The organism is Streptomyces sp. Y2F8-2 (assembly GCF_014905555.1).
Lineage (GTDB): Bacteria > Actinomycetota > Actinomycetes > Streptomycetales > Streptomycetaceae > Streptomyces > Streptomyces cynarae.
On record NZ_BNGS01000018.1, the window covers coordinates 20,906 to 32,759 of the forward strand.

Annotated in this window: 13 protein-coding genes and 3 pseudogenes; 10 read left to right on the forward strand and 6 right to left on the reverse strand. The window is 67.6% G+C overall.

The genetic code is table 11. From position 1 onward, the window contains the following. Nucleotides 1-746: 746 nt before the first annotated feature. From SY2F82_RS37800 to SY2F82_RS37810, 3 genes are all read right to left on the reverse strand, one after another. Nucleotides 747-1,490, reverse strand: coding sequence for a hypothetical protein (locus SY2F82_RS37800; RefSeq protein WP_200423625.1), 744 nt, complete (start codon nt 1,488-1,490; stop codon nt 747-749). Between the two features lie 94 nt (nt 1,491-1,584). Continuing rightward, nucleotides 1,585-2,331, reverse strand: coding sequence for a hypothetical protein (locus SY2F82_RS37805; RefSeq protein WP_200423626.1), 747 nt, complete (start codon nt 2,329-2,331; stop codon nt 1,585-1,587). A 63-nt stretch (nt 2,332-2,394) separates the two neighbouring features. Continuing rightward, the gene (locus SY2F82_RS37810) at nt 2,395-2,922 is read right to left on the reverse strand and encodes an RNA polymerase sigma factor (RefSeq protein ID WP_200423627.1); all 528 of its coding nucleotides are present in this window, start codon (nt 2,920-2,922) and stop codon (nt 2,395-2,397) included. A gap of 107 nt (nt 2,923-3,029) precedes the next feature. Between SY2F82_RS37810 and SY2F82_RS37815 the strand changes: the two genes are divergently transcribed. Then, nucleotides 3,030-3,938: a serine/threonine-protein kinase gene (locus tag SY2F82_RS37815; protein ID WP_200423628.1), complete on the forward strand. Its 909-nt coding sequence runs from the start codon at nt 3,030-3,032 to the stop codon at nt 3,936-3,938. A gap of 109 nt (nt 3,939-4,047) precedes the next feature. Here the strand turns inward: SY2F82_RS37815 and SY2F82_RS37820 are convergent. Then, nucleotides 4,048-4,218: pseudogene (locus SY2F82_RS37820) on the reverse strand (IS30 family transposase); the annotation flags it as partial. A gap of 422 nt (nt 4,219-4,640) precedes the next feature. On the opposite strand from SY2F82_RS37820, the gene SY2F82_RS37825 reads away from it, so the two are divergent. Beyond that, a complete protein-coding gene (locus SY2F82_RS37825; protein WP_200423629.1) occupies nt 4,641-5,234 on the forward strand; it encodes a terminal protein in 594 nt (197 codons plus the stop codon). A gap of 227 nt (nt 5,235-5,461) precedes the next feature. Here the strand turns inward: SY2F82_RS37825 and SY2F82_RS37830 are convergent, their stop codons facing one another. Next, nucleotides 5,462-6,094 carry a TetR/AcrR family transcriptional regulator gene (locus tag SY2F82_RS37830; RefSeq protein WP_200423630.1) on the reverse strand — a complete coding sequence of 211 codons (633 nt, stop codon included), beginning with the start codon at nt 6,092-6,094 and terminating at the stop codon, nt 5,462-5,464. Nucleotides 6,095-6,266: 172 nt separating this feature from the next. Between SY2F82_RS37830 and SY2F82_RS37835 the strand changes: the two genes are divergently transcribed. From SY2F82_RS37835 to SY2F82_RS37855, 6 genes and pseudogenes are all read left to right on the forward strand, one after another. After that, entirely contained in the window at nt 6,267-6,845 is a 579-nt protein-coding gene (locus SY2F82_RS37835) for a hypothetical protein (protein WP_200423631.1), read from the forward strand. Nucleotides 6,846-6,865: 20 nt separating this feature from the next. After that, nucleotides 6,866-7,048 (forward strand): annotated as a pseudogene (locus SY2F82_RS40030) (hypothetical protein); the annotation flags it as partial. Nucleotides 7,049-7,371: 323 nt separating this feature from the next. Continuing rightward, the gene (locus tag SY2F82_RS37840) at nt 7,372-7,848 is read left to right on the forward strand and encodes an NUDIX hydrolase (RefSeq protein WP_236042047.1); all 477 of its coding nucleotides are present in this window, start codon (nt 7,372-7,374) and stop codon (nt 7,846-7,848) included. A 368-nt stretch (nt 7,849-8,216) separates the two neighbouring features. Then, complete coding sequence (locus SY2F82_RS37845; protein ID WP_200423632.1) at nt 8,217-8,450, forward strand: hypothetical protein; 234 nt, start codon at nt 8,217-8,219, stop codon at nt 8,448-8,450. Continuing rightward, nucleotides 8,450-8,721 (forward strand): annotated as a pseudogene (locus SY2F82_RS39770) (hypothetical protein). Before SY2F82_RS37845 ends, SY2F82_RS39770 begins: the two are co-directional and overlap by 1 nt. Before the next feature lie 362 nt (nt 8,722-9,083). Beyond that, nucleotides 9,084-9,392 carry a DUF3592 domain-containing protein gene (locus tag SY2F82_RS37855; protein WP_200423633.1) on the forward strand — a complete coding sequence of 103 codons (309 nt, stop codon included), beginning with the start codon at nt 9,084-9,086 and terminating at the stop codon, nt 9,390-9,392. A 121-nt stretch (nt 9,393-9,513) separates the two neighbouring features. Here SY2F82_RS37855 and SY2F82_RS37860 read toward each other — a convergent pair whose 3' ends face one another. Further along, a complete protein-coding gene (locus SY2F82_RS37860; RefSeq protein WP_028424957.1) occupies nt 9,514-9,930 on the reverse strand; it encodes a helix-turn-helix domain-containing protein in 417 nt (138 codons plus the stop codon). Between the two features lie 102 nt (nt 9,931-10,032). Between SY2F82_RS37860 and SY2F82_RS37865 the strand changes: the two genes are divergently transcribed. Both SY2F82_RS37865 and SY2F82_RS37870 read left to right on the forward strand, forming a co-directional pair. Then, nucleotides 10,033-10,857 (forward strand): alpha/beta fold hydrolase, encoded by an 825-nt coding sequence (locus tag SY2F82_RS37865; RefSeq protein ID WP_236042049.1) that lies wholly within the window; start codon nt 10,033-10,035, stop codon nt 10,855-10,857. Nucleotides 10,858-10,933: 76 nt separating this feature from the next. Then, nucleotides 10,934-11,854: an alpha/beta hydrolase gene (locus SY2F82_RS37870; protein ID WP_200423635.1), complete on the forward strand. Its 921-nt coding sequence runs from the start codon at nt 10,934-10,936 to the stop codon at nt 11,852-11,854.

Sequence of the window (11,854 nt, forward strand, 5' to 3'; positions counted from 1 at the left end):
CCACACCGCGCCGCACTGGCTGGATGGCGAACAGGCAACCCGCACCCTATGGCGCCCTCGTCACCACCCGCCAGCACCACCTCCACCGGTAACAGCAGAGGGGACGCGCCGCCGCCCCGCGCGCCAACGTCCGACCAGCACACACGGCTGCGGCCTGCGAACAGGCCAGGTGTTCGCGGGCCGCAGCGTCAGGTGCACCAGAGGCAAGGAGAGAAGCCGTGCCCCGCAGTCCCGACGACGACGTGCCTCGCCGTATGAGCATTTCCGATACGCAGCTCAGTGCCGATCAGCAGCAGGGCGCCATCAATGACCGGACGACGCTGCGCGGCGGCGTGTGCACCGGCAATCCGACACGTCGGCGTGAGCTCACAGCCACAACCGTCGGCACCCACCTTCGTGTCGCGGAGGGTGGCACCCGAGCGGGCCGGGAGCGTGTGTCCGGCCTGACGAAGGCCGCGGAGGCGAGGCCGTCCGGAGACCGGCGACCTCGCGAGCACGACGCCCGTTCCGCCCGGAGGAGATGCGCCGGAAGGTTGCACCCTTCTCGCCCGCGACGGGGTGCACGAGAGCGTCCGAGCGTGGACAGGGATGCACGTCGCCACTGTTCGTCACCTACGACCGGTCTCGCCTCCACGGATTACGGCCACTCCGCGGTGCCCCCGGACGGCGCAGCGCCCGCCATTCCTCCCTGGTGCACGCCGTGAGGAATGGTGGGACGCCGCAGGGTGCGCCGTGGCGGAGCGGGATCAGTCGGCCAGCCGGTTGATGGTGGCGGCAGCGATGCCTTCCATGTAGCCGGGGTCGTCGCTGGGCTGACCGGAGAGTTCGACGATGCCGAACCTGTGACCGCTGCGGATGACCGCGACACCGCCGGCGGCCCCGCCGTCACCGCTGAAGGCCGGGTACCACCTGCCCTCGCCGGCCTTGACGGTGATCGTGTGCCCCTTGCCGTAGTACCAGTGACCAGCCGGCTCGACCTGGCAGCTGCGCACCAACTCGTTGAGCTGCTTCTCGTACGAGGCCGCCGACGTATCGGTGGAACCGTCTGCGACGGATTCGGTCAGCAAGGTGTCCTTGGTGTCGAAGGTCCAGGTCACGTCGGCATAGGCGCTGGCCTTCCCCTTGGTCAGCATTCGCATCGTCTCCTCGCCGGAACACGCCGAGAGAGCCTGCCTCCCGGTCATGTCCACCGTCGCGCCGACCGGGGAGAGGCCCTGCTGGAAGAAGTCGTCGCGCTGGATCAGGTTGTCGGCGCCGAGGCGGGGCTCAGCAGGAGTGGCTGTGGGCGCGGTTGCCGGCCGGTTCGGCAAGCCCGTGTCCGCGCCGGCGGCAGCGGGATGTGCGCCGATACCGACCGCGAGCAGGGCCGCACCGATGGAGGCTGCTACTCCTGCGGTACGACCGCGGCGCGAGAACTTCTTGCTGGCAGCTTGGTTGTCGAACATCTCATCCCCCTGTGTGGTCACAATGCGGCTTGGGTTCTCGTACACCCAGGGAGATGCACGGGGTACTGGAGATGTTGGACAGCGGTCTGCTGCGATCGGTGTGATCCGCCTCACCTCTGTCAGCGAGATCGGGGTGGTCTCAGAGCTGTGTGACGGCCGCACGGACGATCCGCGTCATCGCGGCCGTGTCCAGGCAGGCGTCGACCTCCAGGACCCCGTAGTGGGAACCGTTCCGGAGTACGGCGATGCCTCCGCACGGCTCCTTGCCCCGTGGTGCGGTCCCTGCGGTGTTCAGGTCACCGTCGTAATAACCCATCCAGCTCGCGGCGATACCCCGAGCCACATCGATCGTGTGCGTCGGCCCGTAGACCCAGTGGGTGGCCGGTTCGTTCTGGCACGGCACTTCCTCCAGCAGGAGGCGCTGGAAGAAGTTCTGGGCCAGTGCCGGGCTTCCGGCGTCGGCGGCGACTTCGCGCGCGACCTGTTCGTCGATGTTCACCGCCAGAGTGGGGTCGCTGTCGTCCGCGTGCGTGGTCGTCATCAACCCGCGGAAGTGTGCGTCCGACTCTCCCAAGGTCTGGTCGAGGGTCTTCTCCCCGGCGCAGGCCGCGTTGGCGTAGTGACCGTCTCCCACACGATCCCGTACGTAGATGTGCTTGGAGAACCCGACCTTCCTGAACTCGGCCGCTGCCAACAAGTGCCGGTCCGTCATGGGTCCGCCGGCGGGCTTCGGCGCGTCGGAGCCGTTACCCGGCGAGGACGGCACAGCGCCCGGCGTCACTGCCCGAGTGGTCGGAGCAGAGCGAGCGGGCAGGACGAACCGGCCGGTCAGCAGGCCGAGCCCGACGGCCACCGAAAGAATGACGACGATCGTCCGAGCTCGCACGGCAGCACCTCCCGGCTCCTACTCAAGCTGAAATGCCGGTTGACACCGGAGCGTTGGAATGTCTCAGAAGCCGCCGCCGAGGCGGTCCCGCATGAAGCGGCGAGCCTGGTGGATGCGGTCCTTGACCGTGCCCAGGGGAGCGCCGGTGATCTCAGCGACCTGAAGATAGGTCAGGTCTCCGAGATCGCGCAGCACGAAGGATTCCACCAGGGCCGGATGCCGCTCCTCGAGCGCGGCCAGCGACTCCATGAGATCCAGGCGGGTGCCCGCGATGACGCTTGTCGTTCGAGGGTCGATGCCCTCGGGAAGGACCGCGTGACTGTCCTCCGCGCGCCGGCGCATCGAGCGGTACGTGGCCCTGGCGGCGTTCGAGGCGATCACTGTCACCCACCCGAGGAACGAGCCCCGTCCGCTGTACTCCTGCAGATGTGTGCTGATGGACAGCAGAGCGTCCTGCGCGGCCTCTTCGGCGTCGGCGTGGTGCGGCAGAAACCTGGAGCAGCGGCGCATGACCGTGGGGCGAAGCTTGACAAGGAGGCGGTCCAAGGACGCCCGGTCACCTGCCCGGGCGGAGGCCACGAGCTGTGCCATTTCGTCCTCGTCGATCACCTTGCTGTCCCCCGGTTCTCGTCCGACCTGAAGTCCGCCTGGCCACACCGCGGTTCCCGGCCCCGGCGCCTCCGGCAGAATATTGCCACATGCAGAAGCTGGGCCGTTATCTCCTCGAGAACAGGCTGGGCGCCGGTTCGTTCGCCACCGTCTGGAAGGCATACGATCCGGAGCTCGACACCGACGTCGCGGTCAAGGTGCTGGCCGACAACTGGGCTTCGAACGCCGATGTACGGGAACGATTCCTGGCGGAGGCGAGGCTGCTCCGCAAGATATCCAGCCCACGTGTCGTACGCGTTCACGACGTCGGTGTCCAGGACGACCGGCCCTACTTCGTCATGGACTACGTCCGGGGCGGCACGCTGGCCGAGAAGATCGGGCACTGCCTGCCCGCGGAGGCACTCCATCTGGCAGCCGAGGCCGGATACGCGGTTCAGGTGCTTCATGACACAGGCGTCGTCCACCGCGACATCAAGCCGTCGAACCTCCTGCTCGACACCGGCCGCACGCCCACTGCCGTACTTGTCGCAGACCTCGGCAGCGCGAAGCGACTCGCTGACGCGTCGGGGTTGACCGTGACCACCGGCACTCCGGCGTACATGGCGCCCGAGCAGGCTTTCCAGACCGGCGGGTTCGATGGTCGAGCCGACGTGTACGCCCTCGGTATCGTGACGTTCGAGCTGTTGACCGGCAGGAAGCCGTTCGGTTTGGGCGGTCGTCTCACCCTCACACCAGAGCAGGCATCGACGTCTTCGCCGCCAAGGATTCCCAGGGAGCTGGGGGTTCCGAACGGCGTCGACACACTTCTTCGTGCCGCGCTGTCCGTCGATCCCGAGGACCGACCGCAGACCGCTCAGGCGTTCGCGGACGCGCTGCTGTCACGGGGAGGAGGGGAGTGGGAGCCGGCCACGTCTTCGCGGCCGACACGCCTTGCGGTTTCGCTTGCGGCGGTCGTCGTGTACTTGGTGACAGCGGTGCTGACCTGGTTGGTTCGCTGAACGCGGATTTCCCATCGGCGTGCAGATCCGAAGAGCAGGCGAACATGCCGTTTCCGAACACTGTGGCGAGCGCCTCGGGAGGCTGGCGGTTTCTATCGGTGATTGCGAATCACCTGGTCAATGGGCTTGTGAGGCACTCTCGCATGGGTTCGGCGGGGGTCTTGTCACCAAGGACGACGCGGGGGCGACGGTTGAGCTGGCGGGCGACTTCGCGAAGATCGCGCGCTGTGTGGACGGACAGGTCAGTTCCCTTGGGGAAGTACTGCCGCAGCAGGCCGTTCGGTAGCGGGCCGTGCGCTCGACGAGGGTACCGATCGCGGACCTCTGTCCGCGGCCGATGATCAGGTCGAACGCAAGGCCCGCGCCTTCCGCCTGTGGCCGACAACAGCGGCGACGGTTCCCTGCTCCACGAGGCACAGCGCGTCGAGTTCTCTTCACAGATGCGATGTTCTTCGGTAGCGAGCTGGACCTCATTGACGCAGCGTTCTCCCACGGCGTCGCTGACTTCACGTTGGCAACGTTCTAAGGCAGCAGTACGGTCAACTTCACCTCGTGAACATTCTCCGGGGGCAACGTCATGTTTCGCTTCGCCAAATTCTTGGGCGGGAAGGTGGACTTGGGCTTCGCCCGGCGAACACGGTGCCGTGTCCGGGCTGCGGGGGCGTCATCTGTCCACAGGCGACCTCAGGGACGCTTCCCCCAATGGACGATCAGCACGACTCCCAGCAGCCGACCCCGCGCCGGGGCAAGGTCCTGGACGCCCTCGTACGGGCGGAGCGAAAGGTGTTCACCCGGCCCGCGCCGAAATCAGCAAAGGCTCGGATGGAATTCCTCTACACGCGGGCCAAGCGGTCCACGAAGGCCCTCGCCGAACGCCTGGGCGTCTCGACCCGCACCGTGCAGCGCTACCGCGCCGAACAGCTGAAGAAGCCCCAGAAGCGCCTCCATGCCGTTCTCGTGGAGGAGACCGAATCCCAGTGGCAACCGCAGGTCAGAGCACAGGCGAGGGAACGAGCGGCCACCTCCAGCGGGATGATGGTAGAGGTGACGGCCTACTTCGGGTTCACCTGCACGGGCAGCTCGGACGACGGCCGCGAGCGCACCATCACCACGCCGATATCACCCACCTACGCCTCCCAGATCCTCCAGCTCCTGGAGGCCGGTGCGACGGAGGAGGAGCTACATCCGATCGTCGCTGAGGCCATCACCGAGTCGTATTTCACGGATTGGGGCACCCGGGCTGACGGGCTGCGCGCCGATTTCACACACGTTCGGTCGATCGAGTTCCAATTCTGACCCGGCCAAAACAGGCCTGCTAATAAACCATATTGTGACTGAGCACTTCAGTTGGCCAGTTGAGCGCGGTAGTTGGCCACGTTGGTGCTCATCCGGCTGTTGATGTGTTCGACCGCGCGTTTCATTGCGCGACATCACGATGCCGATGCCCCCCGGGATGGGGCGACTACCAACCCCGGCGGCGAAGTCGCTGTGTGTTGCTTCGTGGCCCGATGCTGTGTGGGTGCTCAGTGAAGGACGGTGAGCAGGCCCTCGACGCCGCGGCGGAACGCGGCGCCGACGCTGTCGACGCCGTCGAGGTGGGCGCCGCTCATGGCGCCGTCGCGCATCATGACGAAGTGCCGGGCGGCGTGTTCTGGTTTGCCGCGACGCGGTGAGTTCCCGAAGACCTGCGCGAAGAGTTCGGTGAGCGTGGTCGTGTACCAGGCTCGGTGATCGAGGATCACCTGGCGCACCCGGTCTTCGGGGTCGGGGTACTCGGCGGCGGCCTTGAGGAACGCGCAGCCGCGGAACTCCGGCGAGGCCAGGCTGTCGGCGACGGCGGTCCCGATCGCGCGCAGTGCGTCGGCCGGGGACGGTGCGGCCTCGATGGCGGCCTGCACGCCGGCCCGCGTGTCGGTGTCGACGCCGCGCAGGTAGGCGACCACGAGGTCTTCTTTCGAGGGGAAGTGCCGGTAGAACGTCGCCCGCGTGGCCGGGGCCTCGGCGAGGATCCGCTCGACCCCGACCGCCCTGATGCCTTCGCGGTAGAACAGCCCGCTGGCCGTGGACAGCAGCCGCTCTCGCGCCTCGGAGCGGACCGGCTCTCCCGATGAGCTGCCGTTCGGGTTGTCGGGCGCGTGACGTGTCCAGGTGGCCATGACCCCAACCGTAGCAGAAAGAACGATCGGTCTTGCAATCGCCGAGGAGTCGTGTCAGGCTCCACACTGCAAGAGAGAACGGTCTTTCTGCTAGGAGTCCGGGGGCCATGCCGTTGCCCGCTCCACGTCAGAAGACACCGGATCCAACGGCTTTCTTTTGAAAGGAACAGTCATGACCACGACTACTGCCCCTGCCCCTGCCCCTGCCACCGTCGCGTCAGCGCTTCGTCGGCTCTACCTCGTTCGTTTCGGGTTCGCTCTGATCTGGGCCGTCGTGCTCTTCTTGACCGCGTCGAGCATCGGGCCGGTGAGCGCGACCCTGCTCGTGATCTACCCGCTATTCGACGTGGGCGCCGCCGTCGTCGATGCCCGCTCCTCCCGAGCGAGCCGGTCCGCTCTTGGTCTCTACGTCAACATCGCGATCAGTGTGTTCGCCGCCGTCGGACTGGTCTTCGCGGTCACCTCCGGCATTCCGGGGGTCCTGCGCGTGTGGGGGGTCTGGGCCGTCGTAGCGGGCCTCGTCCAGCTCATCGTCGCTCTGCGGCGACGCGACCTCGGGGGCCAGTGGGCGATGATCGCCAGCGGCAGCATCTCCGCGCTCGCCGGGATCTCGTTCCTCCGGCAGGCCGCTGCCCCTCACTCCTCGCTGAGCAATCTGGCCGGCTACGCCCTGCTTGGCGGCATCTTCTTCCTCGTCTCTGCACTGCGCCTCGGACACAACGCCAGCCGGAGCACCGGTGGGAGCAACTGACATGACCGACCACACCACCAGTGTCGACAGCGTGTTGGCAGTCATCGTCATTGGTCGGGAAGAACGTCGCCGACCGAGTGGCCCACGCCGGGCTCAGCGGGGCCATGATCGAGCAGGACCTCGTTGGGGGTGAATGCTCCTATTGGGCCTGCATCCCCACCAAGGCGCTGCTGCGCAGCACGGCGGCCCTACGAGCGGCCCGACTGTGAGCCTGTGACAGAACTGGGAGGTGGAGGCCGTGACGATCACGGAAGGTGACTGTCACGCTGTCCCGCCAAGGGGGTGTCACGCATCCCGTCCGACTGTCACGGCGGGGTGTCACGGGGCCGGTTCGGCCCGGAAACACGGGCCCGGACCCCGATCCGGGCCTCTTGCCTGATCAGCGTGACACGGTTTGAGTCCGGTTACCGTCCGCTCCTGAACTGTCCGGTGCCACTGAACCTTGGCCGTTTGCCACTGAAGTTTGACCGGCCGGAGCGCGAGGGCGGAGGGCTTCTCGTGGAGTCGCTCGGGGAAGCATCCGACCGTGGCCTACCCCGCAGACGAACCGCTTGCAGCCGATGGCCGTGGCAACTCCTTGATCTCGTTCGCGCGGGGCGGCGAGGCAGCGCCGCCGCAGGACGCCCCGCTGCCGGCGGCCCTGGTGGCCTTGTGGCGAGCCGGTCGGGTCCTCATGGTCTTCGATCGGTACCGCCAGTCCTGGGAGCTTCCAGGAGGGAGCATCGAAGAGGGCGAAACCCCCCGTCAGGCAGCAGCACGGGAGCTACTGGAGGAGAGCGGGCAGGAGCCTGACGAACAGTTGCGGTTCATCGGCTACGCGCGATGCGTCCTGGCGCCTGACCAGCGAGCCGAATATCTGGCCCTGTACACAGGATCCTGCGCCGAGACCCGCGCCTTCGAGCCCACCGAGGAAATCTCGGCCATCCGCTGGTGGGACCTCCTCGAACGCCTCCCAGGGTATGTGCAGCCCCTGGACGCCTACCTCGCCGCGCTCACCCGTTAGCCCAGCAGCCGACGCCACCGCCCCATCGAGCAGTGTTCGCTGTCACCGGACATGAAGAGTCCGGACGACCTGTGTCATCAACCCCCTGTTTCCCAGGTCGACACGCCTGTCTGTGTCACTGATCAGCTGATCTGTGTCATCGCCGGCCGGCGACCCAGGTGGACCCAGCAGCCGCCCCAGAACCTGGGGCCCTGGGTCCCGAGACCGGTGTTTTCCCTGGTGGGCACGGAGCGCGCCGGGAGCTGGGTCCACCTGGGTCCCTGGGTCTCGCACCCTCGTACGGCCGGGTTCGTCCGGAGTGGTCCCCAGCGACCGGGGCGGCCGATACCGTTGAAAGAGACGCCAGTTCTGCCCCTCTGGAGCCATCGATGAGCGAACAGCCGGCACCTGCCGACCACGCCCGGCAGCAGCTGGAGCCTGCGGCCGCCGACGGGCTGCGTGCGTACGCGGCCAAGACCCGCGCCAGCGCCGACCAGTTCGCCGCCGTCCTGGAGGACATCGCGGCCAACGGCCTGCCCTCGGTGGAGGACTGCACCCCGTGGGAGGAGCTGCGCGAGGCCCACCTCGCCCGACTCGCTGGCCAGCGCCCGGCCGTCGCCTGATGGCCCCGCAACAGGGCCCGCGCCGCGCCCGGTCGCCTTCTCCGACTCCGCCGCCAAGCAGCCAGAGAACATCACCAGCGAGGCGGAGATCCACGCCCTGGACCGCGCCTTGGTCGTCATCTCCGTCGACCCCGACGTCGGCGAGCCGATCCCCGGCGACACCTCCGGCCCCCAACTGCGTCAGTACACCGACGAGATCGAGTCCGTGCGCGTCCTGTACTTCGTCACCGCGCTGCGCACCGTCGTGGTCGTCGCCTACATCGAGGTCTAGGGGGTGTCCGATGGGTCAGCAAGCCTGCTGTGTCTGGTCAGTTGACTGCAGTGACTCAGTTGACTGGCTCGACTCCACGAAGGCTCATCAGGGGCGGCAGTCGCGTGCCCGACGGCGAAGGCGGCAACCGGCCCTGCGTGGCCCCTCGCCACGACCGCGTAAGCCCGAGGAGCCGGTGTGCCCATGCACCTTCGTGAACCAGCGGGCTACGCGCCGCGTCCTCCTGATGCGCGCCCCGTGCCGGGCGGGCGCTGTGCGAGGGAGAGCAGGGGACGGATGACGGGTGAAACGATCGGTATCGGGCTAGCCGTATTGGCGGGCCTGGCGAGTCTGTGGGCCGGTAACGGGAGGCACGGCTGCAGATGCGGCTGAGCCGCTACGGGCTGCGCGCCGAGGGGGCGGTGGTGAACCAGGAGCATGAGCCGGGGGACGACTCTTCGAAGCCCGTCATCGAGTTGACCGACCGGCAGGGCCGACCCGTCCGGTTCCGGCCCGCCACGACGGGGACGGGGCTGGCCCTTGGAACCCATGTACCGGTCGCCTACCTGCCCGAAAGGCCGAAAAGCGCAAGGGTATCCACCCGGAAGTACCGCCTATATCCGATCGTCGGCCTGTTCTTCGGAGCCATGCTCTGGCTCGGCGTCGCGGCTGGGTGCGTGCTCACACTCTGAGCTTGTTCTCCCACCTCGCTCTCACTTACGGATCCACCGCCAGACCCGTCACGGGACCCATCAGACACTCCCAACGACCTTGCTCATCGCCGACCTGGTCGGCCGTGGACCAGCCCTGCGCTCAGAGTGAACGGTCGAATGCGTCCTGATCGAGCTGAATCTGTGGCATGTGCATCTCCGCCCACTCTCGCAACTGTGACAGGGGTTGTGCCAACGACTTTCCACGCGCGGTCAGCCCGTAGAACACCCGTGGCGGAACGGAAGGCTCGACCCGGCGGGTGACGAGGCCATCCCGCTCGAGCGACCTCAGGGTCTGCGTCAGCATCTTCTGGGAGATCCCGGTCAGGGCTCGCTTGAGTTCGGTGAAACGAAGTTCGCCATCGGTCTGGTCGAGGGTCAGGACGAGCATTGTCGTCCATTTCGTGCCGACCCGGTCGAGCAGCTGCCTGGTGGGGCAGGCTGCATCGAAGAGGTCGCCGCGGTGAGGGGTTACCCCGAGGTGACCAGGGTTCCGGGAAGTGCCTCCTTGAACGTCCACGGTCGGTCTCCTATGTTCGCCTGGTATCCGATAGTAACCGACTGGATGAGATGAACGATGTTGACTGCCTACCTGGCGGACGCCCAAGCGCGGTACATCTCGGTGAACGACGTCCGCCTCGCGGTCGAGGTGGCGGGTGAGGGCCCCGCGGTCCTGCTGCTGCACGGTTTTCCGCACACGCGGGCGATCTGGTCCGAAGTCGCGCCGCTGCTGACGGCGGCCGGGCTTCGTGTCGTCGCGCCGGATCTACGCGGTCTGGGCGACAGCGACCGGGCGGCCAGCGGTTACCTGGCGACCGAGCTCGCCGGGGATCTGGTCGGGCTCCTCGACGCGCTTGACATCGACCGGGCGCACGTCGTCGGCATCGACCTCGGCGCCGCACCGGCGTTCGCGCTGGCGGCGACCCACGCGCACCGCGTGTCCAGCCTGACGCTGAGTGAGGCGGTGATCGGCACACTGCCCGGAGCTGAATCCTTCACGGCGAGCGGCGCCCCCTGGTGGTTCGGGCTCCATTCGGCTCCGGGCGGGTTCGCCGAGGACCTGCTGGAGGGACGGGAAGACCACTACATCCGGTTCTTCCTCGACGGCGGAAGCCGCCGCGGGCTCTCGGAGGCGCTGACCGCCCGGATCGTCGAGGCGTACTGTGGGCGGGAGTCCTTGCGGGCCGCTTTCGAGCATTACCGCGCGATGCCCGCGAACGCGGGCTGGATCTCCTCGTGGGTGACGCACAACGTGTTCACACTTCCGGTGCTCACGATCGGCGGAGGCGCAGTCGGCGAGGGCACCGCGCGTCAACTCGCCCCGTTTAGCGAGAAGTTGACCGCTAGCCTGCTGCCCAACGCCGGCCACATCGTTCCGATCGACGAGCCCGAAGAGTTTTCGGCACTGGTAGCGCAGCACGTCAAGTCGGCGGAGGCGCGATCATGACGAACAAGCGCACCGTCGTCCTCAGCCCGGTCGAACGTCCACACCGCACCGGCCTCGAAACCAGGCAGGTGGCAGCATGACTCGTGAGCAACGCGAGCAGGTCCGCGAACTCCGGCGGAACTCGCCGCTCGACCTGGGTGGCGATCTCGACGTCCAACGGCCGCTGTTCGAACAGATCCTCAGCTCGCAGCCGGTGCCCACCGACGCCATCGTCGAGAAGCTCGACCTGGCGGGTGTCGCCGCGCTGTCGGTCACGATCAGCGGTGCGCCGCAACCGGTCGGCACCGCGCTCTACTTCCACGGCGGCGCGTTCGCACTGGGTTCGGCGAACAGCTCCTTGGGCTTGGTGACCCAGATCGCCCGGCGATCGGGTCTGCGGGTCGTCACCGTGGATTACCGGCTTGCGCCGGAGCACCCGGCACCGGCCGCGGCGACCGATGCCGCGACGTGTTATGAAGCGCTGCTGGACTCGGGTATCGGCGCCGACGAACTGATCGTGATCGGGGAGTCCGCCGGAGGCGGGGTGGCACTGAGACTGCTCACGTCACTGGTGGCGGGAAACCGGCCCGTACCGGCGGGCGCGGTGTTGCTGTCGCCCTGGATCGACTTGACATTGGCCGGCGACTCGATGACAACGCGGGCGTCCGTAGACGTCGCGGTGAATCGGGAAGCGCTCGCCCGGCGCGTGCTCGACTACGCCGGCGAAGGTGCTACCGCGGCGCGGGAGCACAGCCCGCTGTTCGACAGCCTGCACGGGTTGCCGCCCACTCTCGTGCAGGTCGGAACGCACGAAACACTGCTCGACGACTCCATCCGGCTCGCCTCCCGCCTGGCAGCCGCCGACGTCTCGGTCATCCTCGACATCACCGCGGAAGTGCCACACGTCTTCCAGGGCTTCGCGCCGATCCTGGACGAGGGCGCATTGGCACTCGACCGCGCGGGCCAGTTCGTCCGAACCGCGCTGAAACAACCGGCACGCGATCTTCTGCCCGGCTGA

Coding starts and splice junctions, on each gene's coding strand:
- SY2F82_RS37815 (WP_200423628.1), top strand. CDS start 3,030: ATGCAGAAGCTGGGCCGTTATCTCCTCGAGAACAGGCTGGGCGCCGGT.
- SY2F82_RS37830 (WP_200423630.1), bottom strand. CDS start 6,094: ATGGCCACCTGGACACGTCACGCGCCCGACAACCCGAACGGCAGCTCA.
- SY2F82_RS37855 (WP_200423633.1), top strand. CDS start 9,084: ATGCGGCTGAGCCGCTACGGGCTGCGCGCCGAGGGGGCGGTGGTGAAC.
- SY2F82_RS37845 (WP_200423632.1), top strand. CDS start 8,217: ATGAGCGAACAGCCGGCACCTGCCGACCACGCCCGGCAGCAGCTGGAG.
- SY2F82_RS37810 (WP_200423627.1), bottom strand. CDS start 2,922: ATGGCACAGCTCGTGGCCTCCGCCCGGGCAGGTGACCGGGCGTCCTTG.
- SY2F82_RS37870 (WP_200423635.1), top strand. CDS start 10,934: ATGACTCGTGAGCAACGCGAGCAGGTCCGCGAACTCCGGCGGAACTCG.
- SY2F82_RS37825 (WP_200423629.1), top strand. CDS start 4,641: ATGGACGATCAGCACGACTCCCAGCAGCCGACCCCGCGCCGGGGCAAG.
- SY2F82_RS37835 (WP_200423631.1), top strand. CDS start 6,267: ATGACCACGACTACTGCCCCTGCCCCTGCCCCTGCCACCGTCGCGTCA.